General features: G+C 68.6%; 24 protein-coding genes, 1 tRNA gene and 2 riboswitches. Of the genes, 17 read left to right on the top strand and 8 right to left on the bottom strand.

Going from position 1 to position 26,739, the window contains the following annotated elements:
- Window positions 1-15: 15 nt before the first annotated feature.
- The 3 genes from gor to rpiA all read right to left on the bottom strand — a co-directional run bounded on the left by gor (window position 16) and on the right by rpiA (window position 2,873).
- On the bottom strand, window positions 16-1,407 hold the full coding sequence (gene gor / locus IAI54_RS08670) for a glutathione-disulfide reductase (protein ID WP_187971963.1): 1,392 nt from the start codon (window positions 1,405-1,407) through the stop codon (window positions 16-18).
- A gap of 220 nt (window positions 1,408-1,627) precedes the next feature.
- Window positions 1,628-2,158 carry a DUF2059 domain-containing protein gene (locus IAI54_RS08675; RefSeq protein ID WP_187971964.1) on the bottom strand — a complete coding sequence of 177 codons (531 nt, stop codon included), beginning with the start codon at window positions 2,156-2,158 and terminating at the stop codon, window positions 1,628-1,630.
- A gap of 16 nt (window positions 2,159-2,174) precedes the next feature.
- Window positions 2,175-2,873: a ribose-5-phosphate isomerase RpiA gene (gene rpiA, locus IAI54_RS08680; protein WP_187971965.1), complete on the bottom strand. Its 699-nt coding sequence runs from the start codon at window positions 2,871-2,873 to the stop codon at window positions 2,175-2,177.
- A 164-nt stretch (window positions 2,874-3,037) separates the two neighbouring features.
- On the opposite strand from rpiA, the gene IAI54_RS08685 reads away from it, so the two are divergent.
- From IAI54_RS08685 to IAI54_RS08710, 6 genes are all read left to right on the top strand, one after another.
- Entirely contained in the window at window positions 3,038-3,727 is a 690-nt protein-coding gene (locus tag IAI54_RS08685) for a phosphoglycolate phosphatase (RefSeq protein WP_187971966.1), read from the top strand.
- A 118-nt stretch (window positions 3,728-3,845) separates the two neighbouring features.
- Window positions 3,846-3,920: transfer RNA gene (locus IAI54_RS08690), tRNA-Val, on the top strand.
- A 120-nt stretch (window positions 3,921-4,040) separates the two neighbouring features.
- Window positions 4,041-4,125, top strand: a riboswitch (glycine riboswitch).
- A gap of 149 nt (window positions 4,126-4,274) precedes the next feature.
- Complete coding sequence (gene gcvT, locus IAI54_RS08695) at window positions 4,275-5,387, top strand: glycine cleavage system aminomethyltransferase GcvT (protein ID WP_187971967.1); 1,113 nt, start codon at window positions 4,275-4,277, stop codon at window positions 5,385-5,387.
- 5 nt (window positions 5,388-5,392) lie between these two features.
- Window positions 5,393-5,761, top strand: coding sequence for a glycine cleavage system protein GcvH (gcvH, locus tag IAI54_RS08700; RefSeq protein WP_187971968.1), 369 nt, complete (start codon window positions 5,393-5,395; stop codon window positions 5,759-5,761).
- Between the two features lie 9 nt (window positions 5,762-5,770).
- Complete coding sequence (gcvP, locus tag IAI54_RS08705) at window positions 5,771-8,581, top strand: aminomethyl-transferring glycine dehydrogenase (protein WP_187971969.1); 2,811 nt, start codon at window positions 5,771-5,773, stop codon at window positions 8,579-8,581.
- A 133-nt stretch (window positions 8,582-8,714) separates the two neighbouring features.
- Entirely contained in the window at window positions 8,715-9,311 is a 597-nt protein-coding gene (locus IAI54_RS08710; protein WP_187971970.1) for a methylated-DNA--[protein]-cysteine S-methyltransferase, read from the top strand.
- An 18-nt stretch (window positions 9,312-9,329) separates the two neighbouring features.
- On the opposite strand, the gene IAI54_RS08715 is transcribed toward IAI54_RS08710, so the two are convergent.
- Window positions 9,330-9,650, bottom strand: a complete 321-nt coding sequence (locus tag IAI54_RS08715) for a hypothetical protein (RefSeq protein WP_187971971.1) — start codon at window positions 9,648-9,650, stop codon at window positions 9,330-9,332.
- A gap of 341 nt (window positions 9,651-9,991) precedes the next feature.
- Between IAI54_RS08715 and IAI54_RS08720 the strand changes: the two genes are divergently transcribed.
- Both IAI54_RS08720 and IAI54_RS08725 read left to right on the top strand, forming a co-directional pair.
- Window positions 9,992-10,201, top strand: a complete 210-nt coding sequence (locus IAI54_RS08720) for a cold-shock protein (protein ID WP_187971972.1) — start codon at window positions 9,992-9,994, stop codon at window positions 10,199-10,201.
- A 309-nt stretch (window positions 10,202-10,510) separates the two neighbouring features.
- Window positions 10,511-11,413: an NAD(P)-dependent oxidoreductase gene (locus tag IAI54_RS08725; protein WP_187971973.1), complete on the top strand. Its 903-nt coding sequence runs from the start codon at window positions 10,511-10,513 to the stop codon at window positions 11,411-11,413.
- Window positions 11,414-11,419: 6 nt separating this feature from the next.
- Here the strand turns inward: IAI54_RS08725 and IAI54_RS08730 are convergent, their stop codons facing one another.
- Both IAI54_RS08730 and IAI54_RS08735 read right to left on the bottom strand, forming a co-directional pair.
- Window positions 11,420-12,295 (bottom strand): EAL domain-containing protein, encoded by an 876-nt coding sequence (locus IAI54_RS08730; RefSeq protein ID WP_210321227.1) that lies wholly within the window; start codon window positions 12,293-12,295, stop codon window positions 11,420-11,422.
- Between the two features lie 11 nt (window positions 12,296-12,306).
- Window positions 12,307-13,218: an EAL domain-containing protein gene (locus IAI54_RS08735; protein ID WP_187971975.1), complete on the bottom strand. Its 912-nt coding sequence runs from the start codon at window positions 13,216-13,218 to the stop codon at window positions 12,307-12,309.
- A 181-nt stretch (window positions 13,219-13,399) separates the two neighbouring features.
- Here IAI54_RS08735 and IAI54_RS08740 point away from each other — a divergent pair, with 181 nt between their 5' ends.
- Window positions 13,400-14,602 carry a pyridoxal phosphate-dependent aminotransferase gene (locus IAI54_RS08740; RefSeq protein ID WP_187971976.1) on the top strand — a complete coding sequence of 401 codons (1,203 nt, stop codon included), beginning with the start codon at window positions 13,400-13,402 and terminating at the stop codon, window positions 14,600-14,602.
- Here IAI54_RS08740 and IAI54_RS08745 read toward each other — a convergent pair.
- Entirely contained in the window at window positions 14,595-15,611 is a 1,017-nt protein-coding gene (locus IAI54_RS08745; protein ID WP_187971977.1) for a helix-turn-helix domain-containing protein, read from the bottom strand. The two genes, IAI54_RS08740 and IAI54_RS08745, sit on opposite strands and share 8 nt — an antisense overlap.
- Before the next feature lie 108 nt (window positions 15,612-15,719).
- Between IAI54_RS08745 and IAI54_RS08750 the strand changes: the two genes are divergently transcribed.
- The 5 genes from IAI54_RS08750 to IAI54_RS08770 all read left to right on the top strand — a co-directional run bounded on the left by IAI54_RS08750 (window position 15,720) and on the right by IAI54_RS08770 (window position 20,805).
- Window positions 15,720-16,445 (top strand): alpha/beta hydrolase, encoded by a 726-nt coding sequence (locus IAI54_RS08750; RefSeq protein ID WP_187971978.1) that lies wholly within the window; start codon window positions 15,720-15,722, stop codon window positions 16,443-16,445.
- Window positions 16,446-16,584: 139 nt separating this feature from the next.
- Complete coding sequence (locus IAI54_RS08755; RefSeq protein ID WP_187971979.1) at window positions 16,585-17,901, top strand: alpha/beta hydrolase family protein; 1,317 nt, start codon at window positions 16,585-16,587, stop codon at window positions 17,899-17,901.
- Window positions 17,902-18,002: 101 nt separating this feature from the next.
- Window positions 18,003-19,622, top strand: coding sequence for a fumarate hydratase (locus IAI54_RS08760; protein WP_187971980.1), 1,620 nt, complete (start codon window positions 18,003-18,005; stop codon window positions 19,620-19,622).
- Between the two features lie 134 nt (window positions 19,623-19,756).
- Entirely contained in the window at window positions 19,757-20,380 is a 624-nt protein-coding gene (locus tag IAI54_RS08765; protein ID WP_235679300.1) for a L,D-transpeptidase, read from the top strand.
- Between the two features lie 23 nt (window positions 20,381-20,403).
- Window positions 20,404-20,805: a rhodanese-like domain-containing protein gene (locus IAI54_RS08770; RefSeq protein ID WP_187971981.1), complete on the top strand. Its 402-nt coding sequence runs from the start codon at window positions 20,404-20,406 to the stop codon at window positions 20,803-20,805.
- Window positions 20,806-20,809: 4 nt separating this feature from the next.
- On the opposite strand, the gene IAI54_RS08775 is transcribed toward IAI54_RS08770, so the two are convergent.
- Window positions 20,810-21,721 carry an alpha/beta fold hydrolase gene (locus IAI54_RS08775; protein WP_187971982.1) on the bottom strand — a complete coding sequence of 304 codons (912 nt, stop codon included), beginning with the start codon at window positions 21,719-21,721 and terminating at the stop codon, window positions 20,810-20,812.
- 47 nt (window positions 21,722-21,768) lie between these two features.
- On the opposite strand from IAI54_RS08775, the gene IAI54_RS08780 reads away from it, so the two are divergent.
- The 3 genes from IAI54_RS08780 to IAI54_RS08790 all read left to right on the top strand — a co-directional run bounded on the left by IAI54_RS08780 (window position 21,769) and on the right by IAI54_RS08790 (window position 26,731).
- A complete protein-coding gene (locus IAI54_RS08780) occupies window positions 21,769-22,221 on the top strand; it encodes a MarR family winged helix-turn-helix transcriptional regulator (protein WP_187971983.1) in 453 nt (150 codons plus the stop codon).
- A 66-nt stretch (window positions 22,222-22,287) separates the two neighbouring features.
- Window positions 22,288-22,485, top strand: a riboswitch (cobalamin riboswitch).
- Between the two features lie 106 nt (window positions 22,486-22,591).
- Entirely contained in the window at window positions 22,592-25,507 is a 2,916-nt protein-coding gene (locus IAI54_RS08785) for a ribonucleoside-diphosphate reductase subunit alpha (protein ID WP_187971984.1), read from the top strand.
- Between the two features lie 102 nt (window positions 25,508-25,609).
- Window positions 25,610-26,731: a ribonucleotide-diphosphate reductase subunit beta gene (locus IAI54_RS08790; protein ID WP_187971985.1), complete on the top strand. Its 1,122-nt coding sequence runs from the start codon at window positions 25,610-25,612 to the stop codon at window positions 26,729-26,731.
- Window positions 26,732-26,739: the final 8 nt, after the last annotated feature.

The following is a 26,739-nucleotide window of genomic DNA, read 5'->3' on the forward strand; positions in this document are numbered from 1 at the left end:
GTCCCCTCCGTCCGGTTAGGAGACGCGCTCGCCGTCCTTCAGCCGGTAGGTCGGCTGGTACATGGTCACGAGTTCCTCCGCCGCGCTCGGATGCACGGCCATGGTGCGGTCGAAATCGGCCTTGGTGAGCTTCGCCTTGACCGCGATGCCGAGCAGCTGCGCCATCTCGCCCGCATCGGGACCGAGGATGTGCGCGCCGACGACACGCTTCGACTGGCCGTCGACCACCAGCTTCATGAGCATCTTCTCGTCACGGCCCGACAGCGTGTGCCGCATCGGCCGGAACAGCGCGCGGTAGATCTCGACGTCGGGATAGCGCTTGGCGGCGTCGTCCTCGGACAGGCCGACCGTGCCGATCTCCGGCTGTGAGAACACGGCCGTTGCCACGCAATCGTGGTCTGGCGCGGTCGGGTTGTCCCTGAAGGCGGTCTCGACGAAGCACATCGCCTCGTGGATCGCCACCGGCGTCAGAGCGACGCGGTCGGTGACGTCGCCGACCGCATAGATGTTCTCGACGTTCGTACGCGAATAGGCGTCGACCCTGATTTCCCCCTTGGGGCCGAGCTCGACGCCGGCCGCTTCGAGCCCGAGCCCGTCCGTGTTGGGATCGCGGCCGAGCGCCAGCATGACATGGTCGGTGGCGATGACGCTGCCATCGGACAGATGCGCGTCGAGGCGTCCGTCGGCGCGCTTCTCGATCTTCTCGAAGATCGTGTGGCAGAGGATGCGGATGCCCTTCTTCTCCATGGTCTCGTGCAGCTGGCGGCGCAGGTCCATGTCGAAGCGGCCGAGAATCTCGCGGCCGCGATAGACCAGCGTCGTCTCGACGCCGAGCCCGTGGAAGATGTTGGCGAATTCCACCGCGATGTAGCCGCCGCCGGCGATCACGATCGAGCGCGGCAGGTCGTTGAGATAGAAGGCCTCGTTGGAGGAGATGCAGAGCTCGTGGCCGGGAAGGGCCGCGTGCGGGTTCGGCCGGCCGCCGCTGGCGACGAGGATCTTGTCGGCCGTGACCGTGCGGTCCTGCCCGACGAGGCGGATGGTGTGGCGGTCGACCAGTTCGGCGCGGCAGTCGAACAGCTCCGCACCGGCATTCGTCAGCCCGCGCCGGTAGATCGCCTCCAGCCGCGCGATCTCGACGTCCTTGTTGGCGATCATCGTGCGCCAGTCGAAGGTGGCCGCAGGCACCGTCCAGCCGTAGCCGGCCGCATCCTCGAAATGCTCGGGAAACTGCGAGGCGTAGACGAGCAGCTTCTTCGGCACGCAGCCGCGGATGACGCAGGTGCCGCCGTAGCGGTGCTCCTCGGCGATGCCGACCCGCTTGCCCATGGCGGCCGTCACCCGGCCCGCTCGCACCCCGCCGGAGCCGCCGCCGATCACGAAGAGGTCGTAGTCGTAGTGAGCCATGTGGTCCGCTCCCGTCCTGCCTGCCTTGAGCCTGCGCCGGCGCGCCCGGTCGTCGAGAAGCCTCGGGGCGCGGCGCCGCGCGCTCTCCTTAGAACAGGAACGGCCGGGGCGGAAGAACGCGAACCGCCGGTCCGAGCGCGGCCCGCGCTGCACCGGCCTTCGGAACGGCAGAAGGCCCGGGCAATGCCGGGCCTTCACCACGTTGTGACCGGAGGACAGGCTACTGGGCGGGCGCCGGGGCCGGCTGCGCGGCAACCTTGGCCTGGATCGCCGCGCCCACGGCCTGCGCGAGGTCGCGCGCCAGCCCGCGCTGCCAGATCTCGGCGGCCTGCGCCACTTCGCGGATGATGTTGGAGCCGTTCTTCAGCAGCGCCTTGCCGGGCTCCGAATTGTAGAAGGCCGCGATCGCCTTCAGGTCCTCCTCCGAGAAGGTGCGGGCATAGGCGAGCGCGGCCTCGCGCTCGAGGTCGCCGCGGCGGCTGGCGAATTCGAGCGCCTTCTCGTCGACGGTCGTGTTGATGAGTTCCTCGAGGTTGGGATCCTTCTGGATCAGCTCGTTCTTCAGCGCGGCCGCCGCCGACGGCAGGATGATGTCGTACTGTTCGGTCGCGTTCAGCGCGGCGATCGCCTCGCGCGCGGCCTTCAGATGCGTGTCGGGGACGGTCTGCGCCACGGCGGAGGAAGCGCCGGCCATGAAGGCGGCCATGGCGAAGGCAGCCGTGAGGCGCCGCGCGGTCGGGGTGAGGAACATGCGAGAGAACTCCCTTCTATCGGGTGACGGGAAGCGTCGTGATGCCGTTCTGACCGGCGATGATCGCGACGCTCGCGAGATCGAGGAAAAGACCGTGCTCCACCACGCCTGGAATCGCATGGAGCGCATTCGACAGTGCTCTTGGATCGGGAATGAGGCCAAAAGATGCATCGAGGATGAGGTGTCCGCCATCGGTGACGAAAGGTTCGCCGCCCGCCATGCGCAAGGTCGTCGTGCCGGCGAGGCCGAGCGCTCCGGCGGCCGCGTCGATGGCGCGGCGCGTGGCGGCCAGACCGAAGCGGTTGACCTCGATCGGCAGCGGGTATCGGCCGAGCGTGGCGACCAGCTTGGTCTCGTCGGCGATGACGATCATCCGGTCGGACGCCGCGGCCACGATCTTCTCGCGCAGCAACGCGCCGCCGCCGCCCTTGATCAGGGCCAGTCCGGGACCGACCTCGTCGGCGCCGTCGATCGTCACCGAAAGATGCGGATTTTCGTCGAGCGTGGTCAGCGGCACGCCGAGCTCGCGGCAGAGCGTGGCGGTGCGCTCCGACGTCGGCACGCCCGTCACCGTCATGCCGCCTGCGACCGCCGCCGCCAGCAGCCGCACGAACTCCTCGGCGGTCGATCCCGTGCCGATGCCGATCACGGTGCCGCTCTCGACATGGGAAAGCGCGGCGCGCGCGGCTTCGATCTTCAGCAGTCTGGCATCCATGAACGGCCCGTCAGCCTCCCTCGCCCCGCATCCTGCGTTTTTCGCGGCTGCTCCTATCATTTCTGCCCGGCACGGCAAAGGCTTTCTCGGAAGCGGGCGCCTTGCAGGCCGGCGCCCGAAAGCCTATCGCCGGGGCAGGAATGCTCAACGGACGGGAACGCGGAATGACGGGGACAGCGCCGACCATCGTCTTCGACCTCGACGGAACGCTCGTCGACACCGCCGACGATCTGATCGCCGCGATCAACCATGCCCTGGCCGACGAGGGCATGCGACCGGCCGATTCCTCCTGGCTCAGGCCCTATGCCGGCCATGGCGGGAGAGCCATGATCGAGCGGGTCTTTTCCCTCGAGCGTCGCATCCTGAAGCCGGAGACGACCGACCGGCTGGTGCGGCTCTTCCTCGACCACTATGCCGACAACATTCCCGGCGTGTCGCGGCCCTACGACGGCGCGGTGGCCGCGCTCGACCGCCTCACCGGTTTCGGCGCGCGGCTCGCCATATGCACCAACAAGCCGCAGGCCTTCGCCGACCGTCTGATCGGCGCGCTGGGGCTCGCGCCACGCTTCGCCGCGATCTGCGGCGCCGACGCCTTCCCCTTCCGCAAGCCCGACCCGCGCCACCTGACCGAGACGATCCTGCGCGCCGGCGGCGACCCCGGCCACGCGCTGATGGTCGGGGATTCGCGCACCGACGTCGACACCGCCCGCAACGCCGGCATCCCCGTCGTCGCCGTCTCCTTCGGCTATTCCGACGTGCCGGTGAAGGAGCTGGGTCCCAGCATCGTCATCGACCACCTGGACGACCTGACGGTCGACCTCGCGGAACGGCTGATGCGGGCGGCACGGGGATGAGGTCGCGGCTTGCCGCTCCGCAGCGGCGGAACTGCGACGACGGCCGAAACGGTCCTTGACACCGGCCCGGAGCCGCCCGTATATCGCCGCCACTGTCCGGGGCGTCACAGCCCCCGGCGGGCGCGTAGCTCAGCGGGAGAGCATTCGCTTCACACGCGAAGGGTCACAGGTTCAATCCCTGTCGCGCCCACCATTTCTGGCTTCAGCTCCGCAATCATTTCCCTTTCGACCGCGCGCCGGGAATGCCTCGCATGCCCGCGTGACAACCGCCGCCGCTTCCGCTAGGGTCCGACTCGTCCGGGGCTCAATCGCCCACCGGTTCGCGGGAGAGAGCCCGAAAGGGTCGCCGAAGGGGAAATCGCCCGAAATCTCTCAGGCAGAAGAACCGCTTGCCGGAAGGACGCTCTGGAAAGTCGGGGGCAACCCCGCGCCGAAGGTGTAAGCGCAGCCGCCATCGTCTGGCCGCGCGAGTCTCTCAGGCTTCAGACAGAGGGGCACGACAGGGACCGCTTCGCGGCGGTCGACGACGTGCGCCTCTGGAGAAGTCATGACCGGCAAGGACGAGCTGAACCCCCTCCCCCTTCGCGATCTTCCGCTTCGCGACCTGCACGAGACGGCCGGCGCGCGCTTCGGCGGCTTCGCCGGCTGGTCGATGCCCATCACCTACCCGCTCGGCGTGATGAAGGAGCACCTGCACACTCGGGAACAGGCTGGCCTCTTCGACATCTCCCACATGAAGCTCTTCCGGCTGACCGGACCCGATGCGGCGGCGGCACTCGCCCGTGCCTGCCCGCTCGATCCGGATGCGATCGCGCAGAACCATTCGAAATACACGCTGCTGCTCGACGAGAGCGCCGGCATCGTCGACGACCTGATCGTCACCCGGCTCGGGCCGGACGCCTTCATGGTGGTCGCCAATGCCGGCAACGCGCAGGCCGACGAGGCCGAGTTGAAGGCGCGCGCGGCCGGGCTCGCCGTCGCCATCGAGCCGCTCGACGGGGTGTTCCTGGCGCTGCAAGGCCCCGGCGCCGAAGCGGCCGCCATCCGCGCCGGCCTGCCGGTCGACGGTCTCGTCTTCATGCAGGGCACCGAGCCCCGCGCGGACTGGTTCCTGTCGCGCTCGGGCTACACCGGCGAGGACGGCTTCGAGATCGGCCTGCCGGAGGCGGACGCCCGCGCGCTGGTGGCGGCGCTTCTGACCGACCCCTCGGTGGCCTGGATCGGGCTTGCCGCGCGCGATTCGCTGCGGCTCGAGGCGGGGCTGTGCCTGCACGGGCAGGACATCACGCCGGAGACGAACCCGGTCGAGGCCGGCCTGACGTGGGCGATCCCGAAAACCGTGCGCGAGCGCGGCGGTTTCGTCGGCGCCGAGGCGCTGGCGGCCGCGATGGCGGCGGGACCCGCCCGCCGCCGCGTCGGCCTGAAGCCCGAAGGCCGCCAGCCGGTTCGCGCCGGCGCGGTCATCCTCGACGAGGACGGCTCGGAGATCGGCATCGTCACCTCGGGCGGCTTCGGCCCCTCGGCCGGCCATCCCGTCGCCATGGGCTATGTGCGCGCCGGCCGCGCCGAGGCCGCGCTCCACACCGACATCCGCGGCAACCGCATCGCGCTCGCCGTCCACCCGCTTCCCTTCACGCCGCATCGCTACCGCAGAGGATGACCAGCATGGCAGCCACCTACTTCACCGAAGACCACGAATGGATCCGCGTCGAGGGCGACACCGCCACCGTCGGCATCACCGACTATGCCCAGCAGCAGCTGGGCGACCTGGTCTTCGTCGAACTGCCGGAGGTCGGGCGCAACCTGGCCAAAGGCGATGCGGCCGTCGTGGTGGAATCGGTCAAGGCCGCGTCGGACGTCTATGCGCCCTGCGACGGCGAGATCCTCTCCGTCAACGAGGCGCTGTCGGGCGCCCCCGCGCTGGTCAATTCGGCGGCCACCGGCGACGGCTGGCTGTGGACGATGAAGCTCGCGGACGCGTCCCAGCTCGACGGGCTGATGGACGCCGCCGCCTACGACAAGCACATCGCCTAGGACCCCGCCATGACCGCCGCTGAACGCATTCTTCCCTTCGCCGACCGGCACATCGGTCCCGGCCCCGACGACGAACGCATCATGCTGAAGACGCTCGGGCTGACGTCGCGCGAGACGCTGGTCGCCCAGGCGATCCCGGCCTCGATCCGGCTCGACCGGCCGCTCGACCTGCCCGCGCCGGCCTCCGAGGCCGAAGCTCTCGCCGAGCTGTCGGCCATGATGGCGAAGAACACCGTCGCCCGCAGTTTCCTCGGCCAAGGTTACCACGGCACATTCGTTCCGCCTGTCATCCAGCGGAACCTGTTCGAGAATCCCGCCTGGTACACGGCCTATACGCCCTACCAGTCGGAGATCAGCCAGGGCCGGCTGGAACTGCTGTTCCACTTCCAGACCCTTGTCGCGGAGTTGTCCGGGCTGCCGGTCGCATCCGCCTCGCTGCTCGACGAGGCGACCGCGGTGGCCGAGGCCGTGGGCGTGGCCTTGCGCCATCATCGCGACAGGCGCCATCGCATCGCGCTCGCCGGCGCCCTGCATCCGCAGGTGCTCGACGTGGTGAAGACCCGCGCCGCCGCGCTGGGCGTGACGGTGGAGACGGGCGAGGCCGACGCGGCGACGGCCGCGCTGATCGTGCCCTGGCCCGACACCCACGGCGTCTACCGCGACCACGGCGAGACGATCCGCGCGGCGCAGGCGGCCGGCGCGCTGGTGATCCTCGTCGCCGACCCGCTCGCATTGACGATCACCGCTTCGCCGGCGAGCCTCGGCGCCGACATCGCCGCCGGCTCGATGCAGCGCTTCGGCGTGCCGATGGGTTTCGGGGGGCCGCATGCGGCCTATCTCGCCGTGTCCGAGCCGCTGACCCGACTGATGCCCGGCCGCCTCGTCGGCCAGTCCGTCGACCGCCACGGCCGTCCCGGCTACCGCCTGGCGCTGCAGACCCGCGAGCAGCACATCCGCCGCGACAAGGCGACGTCGAACATCTGCACCGCCCAGGCGCTGCTGGCCAACATGGCCGCGAGCTACGCGATCTGGCACGGGCCGGAAGGCCTGCGTGCCATCGCCGCGCGGATTCATGGCCTCGCGGCGCGCTTCGCCGCGGCGGTGTCCTCGGAAGGCCTCGGCACGGCGGGCGACCGCTTCTTCGACACCGTCACCGTCCGCACGCGCGGCCAGGCGGAGGCGATCGCAGCAAAGGCGCAGGCGCACGGCATGCTGCTGCGCGTCGTCGATGCCGACCGCATCGGCGTGACCTTCGACGAGACGACGACGGACGCCGAACTCGCCGCGCTCGGCGCGCTGTTCGGTGCCGTGGTGCCCTCGACGGCACCGACCGCCCTGCCCGCGCAGCGAACCCTCGACGGCTTCATGACGCAGCCGGTGTTCCACCAGAGCCGGTCCGAGACCGAGATGATGCGCTTCCTGCGCCGGCTCGCCGACAAGGACCTCGCCCTCGACCGGGCCATGATCCCGCTCGGCTCCTGCACCATGAAGCTCAATGCGGCGGCCGAGATGATGCCGGTGTCGTGGGGCAGCGTGGCAGGCCTGCATCCCTTCGCCCCGGCTGCCCATTCCGCCGGATACAAGGCGATGACCGACGACCTGGAGCGCTGGCTCGCCGAGATCACCGGTTTCGACGCCGTCTCGCTGCAGCCCAATGCCGGCAGCCAGGGCGAATATGCCGGGCTGCTGGCGATCCGCCGCTTCCACGAAGCGAATGGGCAGACCGACCGTACCGTCTGCCTGATCCCGTCGTCGGCGCACGGCACCAATCCGGCGAGCGCGGCCATGGCCGGCATGCGAGTCGTCGTGGTGAAGTGCACCGACGGGGGCGACATCGACGTGGAAGACCTGCGCGCCCGGGCGGCCGAGCATGCCGACCGGCTGGCCGCGCTGATGATCACCTATCCGTCGACGCACGGCGTCTTCGAGGAAGCGGTGAAGGAGATGTGCGCCATCGTCCACGCACAGGGCGGCCAGGTCTATCTCGACGGCGCCAACCTCAACGCCATGGTCGGCCTCGCCCGGCCGGGCGACATCGGCGCCGACGTCTGCCACATGAACCTGCACAAGACCTTCTGCATCCCGCATGGCGGCGGCGGGCCGGGCGTGGGACCGATCGGGGTGAAGGCCCATCTGGCGCCCCACGTTCCGGGCCACGTCGCCTGGGGCAGCGGCCATGCCGTGGCGGGCGCGCCCTATGGCAGCGCCTCGATCCTGCCGATCACCTGGATATACGTCCGCATGATGGGCGCGGCCGGCCTGAAGCACGCCACGGAGACGGCGATCCTGTCGGCCAACTACGTCGCCGCGCGGTTGAAGCAGCATTATCCGGTGCTGTTTTCGGGCCGCAACGGCCGTGTCGCGCATGAATGCATCCTCGACACGCGGGTGCTGAAGGAAACGGCCGGCATCGGCGTCGAGGACATCGCCAAGCGCCTGATCGACTACGGCTTCCACGCGCCGACCATGTCCTGGCCCGTGGCGGGCACGCTGATGGTGGAGCCGACCGAATCGGAGCCGCTGGCCGAGATCGACCGCTTCTGCGCGGCGATGATCGCCATTGCCGCTGAAGCCGCAGCCGTGGCGGCAGGGAAATGGCCAAAGGACGACAACCCGCTGGTCAACGCTCCGCACACCGCCGAAGAGACCATGGCCGACGCCTGGCCGCACCCCTATCCACGCAGCATCGCCGCGTTCCCGCTCGGAACGGGAGACGGCGCCGGCGCCAAATACTGGCCGCCAGTGTCGCGCGTCGACAACGTCGCCGGCGACCGCAACCTCGTCTGCGCCTGTCCGCCGATCGAGGCGCTGGCGAGCTGAGGCGGCAGGTTCTCGTCCCTCGTCGCGCGCTTGCTCGCGGCGGTGGAAAAGGACTGAAAGCGGCGGCGTTGTTCTTGCTACGTTCCAGGTCGTCCCGTATCATCCGGCGGCATTGGATAGTGGCGGACCCATCATGGAAGCGACCGCGGCAGGCCATTTCCTGTTCGAGACCGCGCTTGGCGTCGTCGGCATCGCGTGGACGCCGCGCGGGATCACGCGGCTGCAGCTGCCCGGTCGCGATCCGGCGGATACGCAGCGCCTGCTGACGGCGATCCGCAACGGCTTTCCCCGACCCGAATGCGCCGTCAGCGCCCGGGTGCGGCTTGAACGGCTGCTGCCGCCGAAGATCGCCGCAGCCGTCGACCTGCTGCGCCGCTATGCGACCGGCGAGCCGGTCGATCTCGCGACCATCCCGGTCGACCTGCCGCACGTGTCGGACTTCCGCCGCGACATCTATCGCGCGGCGCGGCGGATCGCGCATGGCGAGGTGCTGAGCTACGGCGATCTGGCCGACCGCGCCGGCCATGCGGGCGCCTATCGCGAGACCGGATCCGCCATGGGCTCCAACCCGGTGCCGCTGCTGGTGCCCTGCCACCGTGTGCTGGCCGCCGACCGCAAGCCGGGCGGCTTTTCGGCGCCCGGCGGGATAGACACCAAGATGCGCCTTCTCGCGCTGGAGGGAATCAGGTTGGAGGCAGCCGATCCCGCGCAGGCGAGCTTCGGCTTCTGAGGCAGCGCGGCGTTCCGGCTAGTCGCGGAACGGGAAGACGTTTTCCCGCTCGTAGGACCTGCACTTGAGGACGTAGCAGCTCTGGTCGTCCCTGGTCGGGACCGAGGAACCGACGGCCACCTCGCCCACGGCGCAGAAGCGCCCGCCGCTGACATAGCGGTCGTAGAGTGGCAGGCTCGGGTTGCGTGGCGATCGCCAGCGCAGGATCACAGCCCCTTCCCGCTGCACGGCCGCCTGGACGGCGTTGCAGCTCATGCCTTGCGCATTGTAGCGCGAGATGGCGTGCGCCGGCGCGGCCAGCGTCGTGGCGGCCAGCGCGATCGTCAGAAGTCTCGTCATGATTCCTCCTGTGGCAGGGGCGTGGTGGAACACCAGCGCCGGGATTGCGGCGGGCTCGCGGCATTCCACGTCCTTCCTTCCGCGAGCCGAACGAACCGATCGCCGTCCTGTTCCGCCGGCACGATGCCGCACGAGCGCGCCGAAGGCTGCGAAAAAACTCTCACTTCCAGTATCTTGTCTCAAATGCCCGCAGCGTATATGTTTACCCCGTTGAAATTTTCGGCCGATCGATCTGGCTGCCCGCGATCTTCGCGTTTGCTCGGTTCTATCTCCAAAATCTCGATATCCCCGACCGCCATTCGTGGGGGTCAACCGAAGTTGCAAACGCAAGGAATATCCACATGGCAACTGGCACCGTAAAGTGGTTCAACGCGACCAAGGGCTACGGCTTCATCCAGCCCGACAATGGCGGCGCTGACGTGTTCGTCCACATCTCGGCCGTCGAGCGCGCCGGCATGACCAGCCTCAACGAAGGCCAGAAGGTCTCTTTCGAGATCGAGCAGGACCGCCGCACCGGCAAGTCCGCCGCCGGCAAGCTCGCCGCGGCCTGATCGCGACCCTTCCGGCGCGTGCCGCCACCAGGCTGGCCCCGCGACGGACAGAACGACATTCCGCTTCCGGCGGATCGAAAGGCGGGGCTGGTCCCCGCCTTTTTTGATTCGCGTAGGCCCGCCAGAGAGGCTCGGGTCCTGCGCCGACGCGAGCGACGGCCCATCGCCCGGCTAAGGGCGAATCGCATTCTCTCCGGCCGGGACCCGGCACTGCCGTCGTCCGCTCGGCTTGCGTGCTCGACGCGAACTTCCTCCCCAAAAGCCGGAAGACTGCGCTATCCTGCGATCCGGACCAGAGGGAGAAGCAGCATGGCACGGGAACGAGTAGGCTTCGTCGGCATCGGACTGATGGGGCGGGGCATGGCCAAGAACGTCCTCGCCAAGGGCTACGACCTGACCATTCTCGCCCACCGCCGCCGCGAGGCGGCCGAGGAACTGGTCGCGCTGGGCGCCAGCGAAGCCGCCTCGGCCCGCGAACTCGCCGAGCGCTGCGACGTCGTCGTCCTCTGCGTCACCGGCAGCCCTCAGGTGGAGGCCATCGTGCATGGACCGGACGGGCTGGCGAGCGCCGGCCGGCCGATCCTGATCTGCGACTGCTCGACCTCCGATCCGTCGTCGACGGTTCGCCTGGCGACCGAACTGGCGGCCAAGGGAATCGCGCTGGTCGACGCGCCGTTGTCGCGCACGCCGAAGGAGGCCGAGGCCGGCACGCTGGACGTCATGGCCGGCGGCAGCGAGGCGGACTTCGCCCGCGCGCGGCCGGTGCTGGCCACCTTCGCGCAGAAGATCGTCCACACCGGGCCCGTCGGTTCCGGCCACACAATGAAGCTCCTCAACAATTTCGTCTCGCTCGGCTATGCCGCGATCTATGCGGAGGCGCTGGCGCTCGGCGCCAAGGCGGGGCTGACGCCGCAGGTCTTCGACGGCGTCATCCGCGGCGGCCGGATGGACTGCGGCTTCTACCAGACCTTCTTCAAGTACGTGCTCGAACGCGACCGCGACGCCCACCGTTTCGCCCTCGCCAACGGGCTCAAGGACCTGAGCTACCTCTCGGCCTTCGCCAACGCCACGCAGACGCCCAATCCCGTCGGTGCGGCCGTGCGCAACTCCTTCGCGCTCGCCGTCGGAACGGGGCACGGAGAGGATTACGTTCCGATGCTGTCGGACGTCATCGCCGACCTGTCGGGGGTCACCGCGAAGCGGGGCGAGTAGGAGGACTCAGGCGCGTCGCGTCGCGCCGCCGGCCGCCAGGTCGCGGATCTGGAGCGGTGCCTCGTCGACGATGGTGCCGGCCAGCGCGGGGCGCGCGAGCAGGTAGCCCTGCAGCAGGTCGGCCCCCGCCTCCACGGCGGCGAGAAGGTGCCGTGGAGTCTCGATGCCCTCCACCAGGATGGTGCAGCCGAGATCGGAGAGCTGCGCGAACAGCGACGGCAGCAGCCGCAGCGCGTCGGGCCGCGCCACCACCGATCGGAACCAGCCCGCGTCCACCTTGACGGTATCGGGGCGCAAGGTGCGCACCCGCCCGGCGGTCGAATGGCCGGCGCCGAAGTCGTCGACGGCAAGCCGGATCCCGATGCTCCGCAGATCGGCGGCAAGGGCGCGCAGGCGGTCGTCGTCGCTGGCCTGCTCGGTGATCTCGCAGGTGACGAGTTCGGGAGCGATCCCCTCCTCCGCCAGCATCCAGGCGAGATGCTCGACGTCGGCGGGCGAGAAGCCCGGATCGGCGTTGAAGAAGAGCTGCATGCCGGGCAGGCCCATGGCGTGGTGGTTGCGCACGTGCAGGGTCCGGCACAGCCGTTCCAGCGCCTCCCGCCTCCCGCCCCGCGCCCGGCCCAGGATCTCCTCTGCCCCCACCCCGACGCCGTCGCGCAGGCCGGTGACCAGCGCCTCGACGGCGAACGGCTGGAGCCAGTCTCCCTCCAGGCTATAGAGCGGCTGGTAGCTGCTCTTCATCACGATGTCGCCGTAGCGGCCATAGGCGATGCCGACCTCGTCGACCAGGAACTCCAGAACGACCGTATCGGCCGCGGCACCCGGTTCCTCCGGTGCCGTCACGGCCTCGATCTTTCGAAGCGGTGCAGTGCCCTTCGACATGCGCTTCTGCCTCATCGGGATGACCTGCGGCGGCCGAAGGGCCGCAGCGCCGGCTGCGGGCGGACCGGAGGTGCGACCGGCCGACCGGCCGGCACGGCCGGGTCCTCCGGAGCGATGGCCCCGGCCGCCGCCGGGCGGGAGAAGACCGAGAAGCTGGTGGGCGCAAGTTCGGGTCGCGCCAGCACGAAGCCCTGCACCATCGAGGCGCCGCAGCGCTCGGCGATCTCGAGCTGCCAGGTCTCCTCGATCCCTTCGAAGACGGTTGCGATGCCGCGATCCCGGAAGGTCGAGACCATGGTCCTGAGCAGCGCGAAGCCAGGCCCGGACAGCATCAGCCGCGATATCCACTTGGCGTCGAACTTGACGATGTCCGGGCGCAGCTCGTCGATGCGGGCGATGTCTGAATCATCCGCGCCATAATCGTCGACCGCGATGCGGAATCCGTGCGTGCGCAGCATGCCGACGAAGTGGAAGAGCGCCGCCCGCGATCCCGACTTCTGCTCCGTCATCTCGCAGACGACCCGTGCAGGCTGGATGCCCGCCTCGTGCATGACGAGGCGCGTGTCGCGCAGCGCGACCTCCACCACGGCCCGGTCCGAGAACAGCGACGGGTCGAAATTGACGAACAGCAGCGCCTTCGGATCGAGGCAGGCACCGGCATTGAGGAGATGCAGCGTCCGGGTCAGCGTCTCGACGTGGAAGCGGTCGACCGCCGGTACGCCGTGGAAGAAGCTGCCGGGAGACACCGGCTCGCCGTCGCGGAAGGCGCGGATCAGGCCCTCGAAGGCCGCGATGCGCAGCCGTCCTTCCTCGAAGGCGAAGATGGGCTGAAAGGCGCTCTTCAGCGCGTGGACGCCCCACACGCCGGTGGACGTTCCGTCGTCGTTGCGAACGATGTGCGCCAGGCCCGCACTGCGCGCCATTCATAACCCCGAAGTTTTCCCGGCTCCCGGTATGCCAGTAAAGGTTTCGTGGCGGGTTAACGACCGAATTTTTCCGGATTCGGCCGCGCGCCGCCGCGACTTCCCTTGCGATCCGCACGCCGTTCGGACATTAGGAAGCCGCCGAAACGGCGATCCATCGTCACCTCAGGAGACCTGAACCATGGCATTCCTTGCCGACGCCCTGTCCCGCGTGAAGCCTTCCGCAACGATCGCGGTCGCCCAGAAAGCGCGCGAGCTGAAGGCGCAGGGACGCGACGTGATCAGCCTGGGCGCCGGCGAGCCGGATTTCGACACGCCCGACAACATCAAGAACGCCGCCATCGAGGCGATCCGCCGCGGCGAGACCAAGTATCCGCCGGTCTCCGGCATCGTGCCGCTGCGCGAGGCGATCGCCGCCAAGTTCAAGCGCGAGAACAACCTCGACTACACCGCCGCCCACACCATCGTCGGCACCGGCGGCAAGCAGATCCTGTTCAACGCCTTCATGGCGACGCTGAACCCCGGCGACGAGGTCGTCATCCCGGCGCCCTACTGGGTGAGCTATCCCGAGATGGTGCTGCTCTGCGGCGGCACGCCGGTCTTTGCCGACACGACCATCGCGAACGGCTTCAAGCTGACCGCCGAGGCGCTGGAGAAGGCGATCACGCCGAAGACGAAGTGGCTGGTGATGAACTCGCCGTCCAACCCGTCGGGTGCCGCCTATACCTGGGACGAGCTGCGCGCGCTCGCCGACGTCCTCCTGAAGCATCCGCATGTCTGGACCCTGACCGACGACATGTACGAGCACCTGACCTATGGCGACTTCGTCTTCCGCACGATCGCCGAGGTGGAGCCGGCGCTGATGGACCGGACGCTGACCATGAACGGCGTCTCGAAGGCCTATGCCATGACCGGCTGGCGCATCGGCTACGCCGCCGGACCGCTGCCGCTCATCAAGGCGATGGACACCATCCAGAGCCAGCAGACCTCGGGCGCCTGCACCATCGCGCAGTGGGCCTCGGTGGAGGCGCTGAACGGCCCGCAGGACTTCGTCATGAAGAACAAGGCGATCTTCCAGGGCCGTCGCGACCTCGTGGTCTCGATGCTCAACCAGGCCCGCGGCATCGAGTGCCCCGTGCCGGAAGGCGCCTTCTACGTCTACCCGTCCTGCCAGGGCACGATCGGCCGCAAGGCACCCTCGGGCAAGGTGATCGAGACCGACCAGGACTTCGTCACCGAACTGCTCGAAGCCGAGGGCGTGGCGGTGGTGCACGGCTCGGCCTTCGGCCTCGGCCCCAACTTCCGCATCTCCTATGCGACGTCGGAGGAACTGCTGGAGGAGTCCTGCATGCGTATCCAGCGCTTCACCGCCTCGCTCAGCTGAGACCGGCCTCGCCGCGGCGCCACTCTCCCGGCGTCGCGGCGAAGCGCGTCTTGAAGGCGCGGCCGAAATGGGAAAGGTCGCGGAAGCCGCAGGCGAAGGCGACGCTCGCGACCGTCAGGCCCGCTCTGCCCGGATCGCGCAGCAGCGACGCGGCGAGCAGCAGCCGCTGCTCGAGCAGGTGCGCACCGAAACTCGTCCCCGCGCGCTCGAACAGCCGGTGCAGGTAGCGCGGCGAGATCCCGGTTGCGCGGGCAGCGCTTGCGACGTCCAGCCGCGGATCGCACATGTGCTGCGCGACGTGGTTCTTCAGCCGCAGGAAGGCCGCTTCTCCTCGCGCCGACACTCGGTCGACCGACGCGGCGGCCGGGCCGCCCACCGCCAGCGCCGCCAGATCGACCAGGATCGAGAAGAGCCGCGCAGAGGTCGCCGGTGCAAGCGCGGCCGCGCCGCCGAGCGTGCGCGCGGTCTCCACGATCAGATGCCCGACCGCGGGATCCGCCGACAGCACCACGGGCCGCCGCGGGGCGCCCGCCGCCACGCGCGCGTCCAGAAGGCGCGTGGGCACGAAGAAGGATGCGACGCCGAGCGTCGGCCGGCGGCGGTGCTCGAGGGTGAAGGGCACTCCGGACGCGAAGATGGCGACGCTTCCCGCCGGCAGCGAGACCCGTTCACCGGCCTGCTCGATCTCGCACAGCCCCTCCGTCTGATAGTTCAGGTAGAAGCACTCCTCCGGCGAATGCGCGATTTCGGCGCGCGTGCGCACCACCTCATGCGCTGTCGCGCGCACGCGGTTCACCGCCCCCTCGCCGAGCTGCTGATGCTCGACACGGGCCGCGAAACGCTCGCGAACCGGCGCGTCGAGTTCCGGCACCAGGTCCATGAAGGCTTCGCAGATGCCCTCGCGATAGTAGCCGAAGGCCTCGCGCGCCGCGACGTCGCGCGTATCCCACACGCGGCCGGCAGCCGCACTCGGCGCAGGTGACGGTCGGGACGGGACGGGCTGGCGCATGAGCCTCCCCTGTGCGCGCTGAGCAGTCGATGGTGCGCTCCGGGCCATGGTCCGCAGCCCTCCCACGCGCTCAACTGCCAGGCGTCACCATAGCCCACGGGGGAGACCATGACCACATACGTGCTTGTCCACGGCGCCTGGCATACGGGCGAACTTTTCGAAGACGTCGCGGCGCCGCTGCGCATCGCCGGCCACGTCGTCCACCTGCCGACCATCGCCGGCAACCGCCCGGGCGACGTCAAGTCCACCGGGTTGGCGGAGGCGATCGCCTCGATCGTCGACTATCTCGCCGCCAACGACCTGTCGGACGTCGTGCTGCTCGGCCATTCCTACGGCGGCATGATCATCACCGGCGTGGCAGACGCGGTGCCCGAGCGCATCCGGCGGCTGATCTACTGGAACGCCTTCGTGCCGAACGACGGCGAATGCCTCAATGACATGGTGCCGCCGCACTACGTGGCGCTGTTCGATGCCATGAGCGCTCAGAGCGGCGACAACTCCGTGGTGCTGCCCTACCCGATCTGGCGCGAGGCCTTCATCAACGACGGCGACGCCGACCTCGCCCGGTCGTCCTATGACAGGCTCAACCCGCATCCCTACGCGACCTTCACCGACAGGATCAGCCTGAAGACCAATCCCGCGGCGATGACCGTGGCGAAGTCCTACATCAACGCGACCGAGGACACCGCCCTGCCCCAGAGCCGCGGCTGGCATCCGCGCCTGTCGGAAAAGCTCGGCCTGTTCCGGCTCGTACAGACGCCGGGCAGCCATGAAATGTGCTTTTCGGATCCGGAGGGGCTGGCGCAGGCGATCATGATCGCCGGCCGCGACTGATTAAGCCGGAGACGGCGCGCCGCAGCCACGCCTGCCCCGCACGGCGTGCGTTTTCCGGCTTGTCATCGACCTGTCGAAAACGCACGCTACCCGCACGTCGATAGGCAACTGCGCACCTCGGCGAACGGGAGAAGAAACAATGAAGACGATATGGCTTGCCGCAGCGGCCGCCTGCGTGCTTGGCACGGGCGCCATGGCACAGGACAACCGAATCGATCAGCTGCGCCCCGACGCGCCGGAACTCGCCGCCCCGGGCCCGAACGCCGTCGGCGTGCGCACGCTCGATCTCGTTCACAAGGATCAGGTCGACATCCTCAACGTCGAGGCCGGGAAGGACCACCCGCGCTACGACCGGCCCCTGACCGTCGAGATCTGGTACCCGGCCGAAGGCGATGCGGTCGGCGGGACCTACGAGGGCGTGTTCCTGCGCGATGGCGTCACGCAGGTTTCGCTCAAGGGCCGCGCCGTGCGCGACGCCGCGCCGAAGAAGGCCGACGGCGGCGCCTGGCCGCTGGTGGTCATCTCGCACGGCTATCCGGGAAATCGATTCCTGCTCAGCCATTTGGCCGAGAACCTTGCCACCAAGGGTTATGTCGTCGCCTCGATCGACCACACCGATTCCACCTACAACGACCAGGGCAAGTTCGGCTCGACGCTGGTCAACCGTTCGCTCGACCAGATCTTCGTGCTGAACGAGATGGCGCGGCTGTCGGCCGACGCGTCGAGCTTCCTCTCCGGCGTCGTCGATGCCTCCAATGCCGGCCTCGTCGGCTATTCGATGGGCGGCTACGGCGCGGTCATCACCGCCGGCGGCGGCGTCACGCAGGCCTCCGTCGACTTCGCCTGGGGCGCGCCCGACGGCACGCTCGGCATCCACCGCGCCGGGTCGGAGACGCATGAGGCGCTGCCCGACGCGCGCTACAAGGCGGCCATCGCCTTCGCCCCCTGGGGCATGGAGCGCGGCTTCTGGGACGCCGAAGGGCTGAAGGGCATCGAGATCCCGATGTTCTTCGTGGCCGGCAGCGTGGACGACGTGTCGGGCTACGAGAAGGGCGTCAAGGCGATCTACGAGGGCGCCGTCAATGCCGACCGCTACCTGCTCACCTTCGAGAACGCCAACCACAACGCCGCTGCCCCGATGCCGGCGCCGGCAGAATCCTGGACCGTCTCGGAGAAGCTCGGCTGGGCGCCCTTCGACCACTATGCCGACCCGGTCTGGGACACGGTGCGCATGAACAACATCGCCCAGCACTTCGCCACCGCCTTCCTCGGCAGGCACCTGAAGGGCGATGCGGCGATGGATCCCTATCTCGACCTGGTCGAGAACGCGCAGGACGGCGTCTGGGCGGTCAACGAGGACAAGAGCCTCAAGCCCGAGCACAGCTACTGGAAGGGTTTCGGCAACCGCACGGCGAAGGGCCTGAGCCTCATGCACGCGGAGCCGGCCGCGCAGTGATGCTACGACCGGCGGCGGAGCGTTCTGCCTCCTATTGATGGACTTTTCAGGCAGCGCCGCTACAACGGCGCTGCCTTTTCGTTCCAGCCAGGAGCCCGAACGTGACCGAGCCGGTTCTCGCCGACCTCTTTCCCTTGGCGCCAGACCAGACGCCCTATCGCAAGCTCACCTCCGAGTTCGTCGCCGTCGACCGCTTCAGGGGCGAGGACATGCTGGTGGTCGAGCCGGAGGCGCTGCGGCTCCTGTCCGAGACCGCCTTCGCCGACATCAACCACCTCCTGCGCCCCGGCCACCTGCGGCAGCTGGCCTCGATCCTCGAAGATCCCGAGGCGACCGACAATGACCGCTTCGTTGCCTACGACCTCCTGAAGAACGCCAACATCGCCGCCGGCGGCATCCTGCCGATGTGCCAGGACACCGGCACGGCCATCATCATGGGCAAGAAGGGCCGGCGCGTCTGGACCGAGGGCGGCGATGCCGAGGCGCTCGGCCGGGGCGTGCTCGACGCCTACGAGCGCAAGAACCTGCGCTATTCGCAGCTCGCGCCGCTGTCGATGTTCCAGGAGAAGAACACGAGGAACAATCTGCCGGCGCAGATCGACCTCTACGAGGAGGGCGAGGACGCCTACAAGTTCCTGTTCGTGGCCAAGGGCGGCGGCTCGGCCAACAAGACCTTCCTCTACCAGGGCACGCCGTCGCTGATGACGCATGACCGCATGATCGACTTCCTGAAGGAGAAGATCCTGACGCTCGGCACCGCCGCCTGCCCGCCCTACCACCTCGCGATCGTCATCGGCGGCACCTCTGCCGAAATGAACCTGAAGACCGTCAAGCTCGCCTCGACCCGCTACCTCGACGGCCTGCCGACCGAGGGGTCGGAGAACGGCCACGCCTTCCGCGACGTGGCGATGGAGGCCGAAATCCATCGCCTGACGCAGCAGATAGGCGTCGGCGCGCAGTTCGGCGGCAAGTATTTCTGCCACGACGTGCGCGTCATCCGCCTGCCCCGCCACGGCGCCTCGCTGCCGATCGGCCTCGGCGTCTCCTGCTCCGCCGACCGCCAGGCGCTGGGCAAGATCACGAGGGACGGCGTCTACATCGAGGAACTGGAGACCAATCCGGCGCGCTACATGCCCGACATCGACGAGGAGAAGCTGACCTCGCACGTCGTCCAGGTGGACCTGAACCGGCCGATGCCGGAGATCCTCGCCACGCTGTCGCAGCATCCGGTGAAGACGCGCCTGTCGCTGACGGGAACCATCGTCGTGGCGCGCGACATCGCCCATGCCAAGATCCGCGAGCGGCTGGAGCGCGGCGAAGGCATGCCCGACTACATGAAGAACCATCCGGTCTACTATGCCGGCCCGGCCAAGACGCCCGCCGGCTACGCCTCCGGCTCCTTCGGGCCGACGACGGCCGGCCGGATGGACAGCTATGTCGACCAGTTCCAGTCCTTCGGCGGGTCGATGGTGATGCTGGCCAAGGGCAACCGCTCGCGCCAGGTGCGCGAGGCCTGCGGGACGCATGGCGGCTTCTACCTCGGCTCGATCGGCGGCCCGGCCGCGCGGCTGGCGCAGGACTGCATCAGGAAGGTCGAGGTGCTGGAATATCCCGAACTCGGCATGGAGGCGGTGTGGCGGATCGAGGTGGTCGATTTCCCCGCCTTCATCGTCATCGACGACAAGGGCAACGACTTCTTCAAGGAACTGAACCTCGGCTGACAGTCGGCGGTCCGGACGGCCGCACACCGAGCGCGTGAAGTATCTCGCAGTAACCCTTCCGTTACCGGGTTTAATGTCTGTTGAGCGTTCGCGCTCGACTGATAATCTCCGGACAACGACGAGAGAGGGAAACAATGAGACAGATCGGATTTCGACTTGCCGCCGTCTTCGCGGCGGTCATGACGCTGAGCCTCGGCCTGCCGCTGGCGGTCGCACCCGCTGAGGCCGAAACCTTCTGGCAGCGGGTGATCCGCGGCGGCCACGAGCGCCCCGGTGCGGGCACGCAGCGCATGTCGAACCAGTCGCCGATCCCGCGCCAGACCGTGCGCTACGACGGTCCGCACGGCCCCAACACCATCATCGTCGACACCTCCGAGCGGCGCCTCTACTACACGCTGGGCAATGGCCGGGCGATCAAGTACGGCGTCGGCGTCGGCCGCGACGGCTTCACCTGGTCGGGCACGAACCGCATCACGCGCAAGGCCGAGTGGCCGGGCTGGACGCCGCCCCCGCAGATGATCCGCCGCGAGGCCGCCAAGGGTCGCAAGCTGCCGGCCTACATGCCCGGCGGGCCCAACAATCCGCTCGGCGCCCGGGCGCTCTACATCGGCTCGACGATGTACCGGATTCATGGCACCAACCAGCCCTGGACGATCGGGCAGGCAATGTCGTCGGGCTGCATCCGCATGGCAAACGACGACGTCGTCCACCTCTACGGCCAGGTGAACGTGGGCACGAGGGTCGTCGTCCGCCACTGACGCGACGCGGAAAGGGAAGACGCATGACGGCGAGGAAGGGCTACAAGGATCTGCTGGCAGAGGCGAACGCCATGGTCGAGACGCTGGCGCCCGCGGATGCCGCGGCCCTGCTCGGCCGCGACGACGTCGCCTTCATCGACCTGCGCGATCCGCGCGAACTCGACCGCGAGGGCCGCATGGCCGGCGCGGTCCACTGCCCGCGCGGCATGCTGGAGTTCTGGATCGATCCGGAGAGCCCATACCACAAGGAGATCTTCTCCTCCGGCAAGCACTTCGTGTTCTTCTGCGCCGGCGGCTGGCGCTCCGCGCTCGCCGCCAGGACCGCGCTCGAGATGGGGCTCGAGCGCGTCAGCCACGTCGAGGGCGGCTTCTCGGCCTGGAAGGAAGCCGGCCTGCCGCACGAACCGGGCAAGCCGAAGCCCTGACATCTCAATGCACGGCGGACGCATCCGCCGCGCCGGCCACGAAACCGGCGAGTTCCGCCAGCACGCCCGGCCCCGCCACGATCCTCCTGTGGCCGAGCCCCGGCGCCCAGACGAGCCGCACGTGCCGTCCGGCCGCCGCATAGGCCTTCGCGTCTTCGGCCGAGACCTCCTTGTCGTCGGGCGCATGGATGACGAGGGTCGGAACCTCGACTTCGGCCAGTTGGCTGGCACCGACGAACCGCTCCAGCGGTCGGCCGGCCACCCGCTCGACGTGATCGAACAGCGCCGTCTGCGCCCGCGGCCCCAGCGACAGCATGCGGCCGAAATCGGCGAAGAAGGCGGGCAGCGAGTTCGGCGCGGAGATCAGCACCAGCCGGTCGGCGCCGACCGGCGCGAAGCGCGGGATCGAACCCGTGACGGCATTGACCGCCACCGCCCCGCCGAAGGAATGGCCGACGACCGCGGCGAAAGGACCGAACCAGTCGCCCGCGGCACTCACCGCCTCGACGGCGTTGGCCATGGTCAGCCGCCGCCCCGACGAGGCGCCGTGCCCCGGCAGGTCGAGCGCCACCACGCGCGAGCCGCCGCGCCGCAGCGCGTCGACCAGCGCCGCCATGTGCTCGGTGCGCGAGCGCCAGCCATGCAGGACGAGCACGGTGCGGCGGAACGGCGTGCCCTCCGGCGGCCGGAAATCATGCGCCATGACGTGGCCGGCCCGGATCGGCAGGCGGTGGTGCCGCGCCTCCGCCATGAACGAGGCCGCCTGCGCGACGGCCGCGCGCTCCTTCTCCGAAAGCTTTGCCGGGTTGGGCGTGCGGCAGAACAGCTCGAAGGCGGCGCGGCCGGCGAGCACGGGCGCCAGATGGTCGGCCAGCCGGAACGTCGAGCGGATGACACTTGCGGGAAATGATGCCATGGTGGGAATCCGAAATTCGTTCAACCGTGAACATTATTAGTTCAAGCATGAACAAAAAACAAGACCTGCCGTGGGACAACCCGCGCTTTCGCAACTGGATCGCCGTGGTGCGGGCCGAGAAGGCGGTCGTGCGCGCGCTGACCAAGGCGCTGGCGCCCTTCGACCTGAAGCTGGCGCAGCTCGACATGCTGATGAATCTCTACCGCCACCCCGGCATGTCGCAGCACGATCTGGCGCGAAAGCTGCTGGTCGGACGGTCGAACATCACCATGCTGCTGCCGCAGCTGGAGAAGCAGGGCCTGCTGCGGCGCGAGAACGACGCGAGCGACAAGCGCGTCATGCGGCTGACGCTGACGCCTGAGGGCGAGGCGCTGCTGATGGAGGCGCTCGCTGTCTACACGGCACTGATCGACAAGGTGATGGCGCAGTCCTCGCCGCGCGACTGCGACATGCTCGGCGAGCAGATGCGCCGGATCGAGACCATCCTCGCCGAGGACTGACGGCGCGTCCGGGTGCAATCCACAGATGCACGCACGCAAGCGATTGACAGTCACCCCCTCCAGGACACAAGACTTGGTGGTCACGGTCTCTCGAATCGCAAGATCGAGGGCTAAGAGGGAAGCCGGTTCAAAGCCGGCGCTGCCCCCGCAACTGTAAGCAGAGAGCTGCCGTCAAGCAGTGCCACTGGCGCCATCGTGTGCTGGGAAGGCCGACGGCAGCGGCGACCTGTGAGCCAGGAGACCTGCCGCGACATCATGAACGTCCACGGGCGGGGTGTCCCGGTGGTTCGCTTGCTCCGGTCGGCCCGTGCCGATCGGCGTCGTGCATGCGTCCGCCTGCTCTCCGTCCCCAACTCCATCGGGGATGATGATGACTGCGACTGCCGAACGACAAGCCTATGCGACCCACGCGCCGATTCCCGCCACCGAAGCCCGGGCGCACGAGCCGGGCTATCGCCTCATCCGGCGCAACGGCTCGGTCACGCCGTTCGATGCCTCGAAGATCGCGGTAGCGCTGACGAAGGCGTTTCTGGCCGTGGAAGGCCAGTCCGCCGCCGCCTCGCGCCGCATCCACGACATCGTCGCCGGCCTGACGGCCCAGATCGTCGCCGGTCTCGCCCGCCGCGCCGATGCCGGACGGGTCTTCCACATCGAGGACGTGCAGGACCAGGTGGAACTGGCGCTGATGCGCGGCGAGCACCACAAGGTCGCCCGTGCCTACGTCCTCTACCGCGAGGAGCGCGCGCGCGAACGCGCCAGGCTCGCGGACGCCTCGGCGGCGAAGTCTGCCCCTGCCCCGCTGCTGCACGTGACCACGGCCGACGGCACGCGGGCGCCCCTGGACGAAACCCGCCTGGCGACCGTCATCGGCGAGGCCTGCGCCGGTCTCGAAGGCGTCGCGGCCGATGCGATCCTCGTCGAGACCCGCCGCAACCTCTATGACGGCATCTCGCTCGACGAACTGGCGCAGGCGCCGATCCTCGCCGCGCGGACCCTCGTCGAGACCGAACCGAACTATTCCAAGGTCAGCGCCCGGCTGCTGCTCGACAAGCTGCGCCGCGAGGCGCTGAGCTTCGTCGCCGGCCGGCCCGAGCAGGCCACGCAGGCCGAGATGGCGGAACGCTACGGCGACTATTTCCGCGCCTATGTGAAGGCCGGCATCGCCAACGAGCGGCTGGATCCGGAGCTTGCCCGCTTCGACCTCGCCCGCATCGCCGCCGCGCTGAAGCCGGAGCGCGACCTGAAGTTCGACTATCTCGGCTTCCAGACGCTCTACGACCGCTACGTCCTGCATGTCCGCGGCCATCGCTTCGAACTGCCGCAGGCCTTCTTCATGCGCGTGGCGATGGGGCTTTCGCTGCGCGAGATCGACCGCGAGGCCCGGGCGATCGAGTTCTACGACCTGATCTCCTCCTTCGACTTCATGACCTCGACGCCGACCCTGTTCAACTCGGGCACGCTGCGCCCGCAGCTCTCGTCCTGCTTCCTGACGACGGTGGCCGACGATCTCGACGGCATCTTCAAGGCAGTGAAGGACAATGCGCTGCTGGCGAAGTTCTCCGGCGGCCTCGGCAACGACTGGACGCCGGTGCGCGGCCTCGGCGCCCACATCCGGGGCACCAACGGCGAGAGCCAGGGCATCGTGCCGTTTCTCAAGGTGGCCAACGACACCGCCATCGCGGTCAACCAGGGCGGCAAGCGCAAGGGCGCGGTCTGCGCCTATCTCGAGACCTGGCACGTCGACATCGAGGAGTTCCTCGACCTGCGGAAGAACACCGGCGACGATCGCCGCCGCACCCATGACATGAACACCGCGAACTGGATCCCCGACCTGTTCATGCAGCGCGTCGAGGCGGGCGCCCAGTGGACCCTGTTTTCCCCCGACGAGGTGCCCGACCTGCACGATCTCTACGGCAAGCCGTTCAAGGCGGCCTACGAGGCCTACGAGGCGAAGGCCGATCGCGGCGAGATCAAGGTGTTCAGGCGGGTGGCGGCGGTCGACCTGTGGCGGCGCATGCTCACCATGCTGTTCGAGACCGGACATCCCTGGATCACCTTCAAGGACGCCTGCAACCTGCGCTCGCCGCAGCAGCATGCGGGCGTCGTGCACTCCTCCAACCTGTGCACCGAGATCACGCTGAACACGAGCGCCGACGAGGTTGCGGTCTGCAATCTCGGATCGGTCAACCTCGCAGCCCACGTCACCGCCGACGGCATCGACCAGGCGCGTCTGGCGCGCACGGTGGCGACCGCCATGCGCATGCTCGATAACGTCGTCGACATCAACTTCTACACCATCCCCGAGGCGCGCCGCTCCAACCTGCGCCACCGCCCGGTGGGGCTGGGGCTGATGGGCTTCCAGGACGCGCTGCAGACCCTGCGCCTTTCGGCGGCATCGGAGGGCGCCGTCGCCTTTGCCGACACCTCGATGGAAGCGGTGAGCTATCATGCGATTTCGGCCTCGGTCGATCTCGCCGCCGAGCGCGGCCGCTATCCGAGCTTCGAGGGCTCGCTGTGGTCGAAGGGCATCCTGCCGATCGATTCGCTCGACCTGCTGCAGGACGCCCGCGACGGCGCGGTGGTCTTCGACCGGTCGTCGACGCTGGACTGGGATTCCCTGCGCCGGCGCGTGAAGGCGACCGGCATGCGCAACTCCAACTGCATGGCGATCGCGCCGACCGCCACCATCTCCAACATCGTCGGCGTCTCGCAGTCGATCGAGCCCGCCTACAGCCAGCTCTACGTCAAGGCCAACATGTCGGGCGACTTCACCGTGGTGAACACCGATCTCGTGCGCGACCTCAAGGCGCGCGACCTCTGGGACGAGGTGATGGTGTCGGACCTGAAATATTTCGACGGCAAGGTCAGCGGGATCGACCGCGTGCCCGACGACCTGAAGGCGCTCTACGCCACCGCCTTCGAGATCGAGCCGCAATGGCTGATCCGCGCCGCGGCAGCCCGGCAGAAATGGATCGACCAGGCGCAGTCGCTGAACCTCTATATGGCAGAACCCTCCGGCCGGAAGCTCGACGAGGCCTACCGGCTCGCCTGGAGGCTGGGTCTGAAGACGACCTACTACCTGCGCGCCCTGTCGGCGACGCATGTCGAGAAGTCGACGCTGAAGGGCACCGACGGCAAGCTCAACGCGGTGAAGGCCGTGGTTTCGGCGCCACCCGTCACCGCCGCGCCCGCGCGGCCGGTCCCGGATGCGGTCGTGAGCGATGCGATGGCGGCCTGGGGCAAGGCCTGCGCCATCGACGATCCCGATTGCGAGGCCTGCCAGTAGAGACCGCCGCCCCCCTCGACACCCATGGCTCCGCCCGCGCCACCTTGCCAGGTCGAGCCGCTTGTCTCGCCCGCGCCACAATCCTTTTCAGGAGTTTCCACCATGCTCGACTGGTCAGAACCCAGATCCGCTCCCCTCGCCGCCCTCGAGACCACTCCCGCACCTGCTGCCGACCCCACCGGCCTCGGCGACATCGACCGCGCCGGCGGCCGCGTCTCCGTCGACGAGAAGCGGATGATCAACTGCCGCGCCGACGTGAACCAGCTCCTGCCGCTCAAGTACAGATGGGCCTGGGAGAAATATCTCTCGGCCTGCAACAACCACTGGATGCCGACCGAGGTCTCCATGCAGGCCGACATCGCCCTGTGGAAATCGCGCGACGGGCTGACGCCGGACGAACGCCACGCCATCAAGCGCAATCTCGGCTTCTTCGCCGCATCCGAATCGCTCGTCGCCAACAACATCGTCCTGGCAATCTACCGCCATCTGACCAACCCGGAATGCCGGCAGTACCTGCTGCGCCAGGCCTTCGAGGAAGCGGTGCACACCCACACTTTCCAGTACGTCGTCGAAAGCCTCGGCCTCGACGAGGGCGAGTTGTTCAACATGTACCGCGAGGTGCCGTCGATCACCGACAAGGCCGCCTGGGCGCTGCAGCACACGCAGAGCCTCGACGACCCGGACTTCCGCACCGGCACGCAGGCCGCCGACCAGCGCTTCCTGCGCGATCTCGTCGCCTTCTACGTCGTCTTCGAGGGCATGTGGTTCTACACCGGCTTCGCGCAGATCCTGTCGCTCGGCCGGCGCAACAAGATGGTCGGCATCGCCGAGCAGTACCAGTACATCCTGCGCGACGAGAGCATCCACCTGAATTTCGGCATCGACGTCATCAACCAGATCAAGGTGGAGAACCCGGACCTGTGGACGGCATCGTTCCAGGACGAGGTGCGCGGCATGCTGGCCGAAGGCGCCCGGCTGGAGGCCGCCTACGGCCGGGACACGATGCCGCGCGGCTTCCTCGGGCTGAACGCGGCGCTGTGCGAGCAATACATGCATTTCATCGCCAACAGGCGCTGCGCGCAGCTGGGACTGGCGCCCGTCTTCGCCACGACCGAGAATCCGTTCCCGTGGATGAGCGAGGCGATGGATCTCAAGAAGGAGAAGAACTTCTTCGAGACCCGCGTCATCGAATACCAGAACGGCGGCGCGCTCGCCTGGGACTGACCGCAGCA

Origin of the sequence: Aquibium microcysteis, assembly GCF_014495845.1 — a bacterium.
Lineage (GTDB): Bacteria > Pseudomonadota > Alphaproteobacteria > Rhizobiales > Rhizobiaceae > Aquibium > Aquibium microcysteis.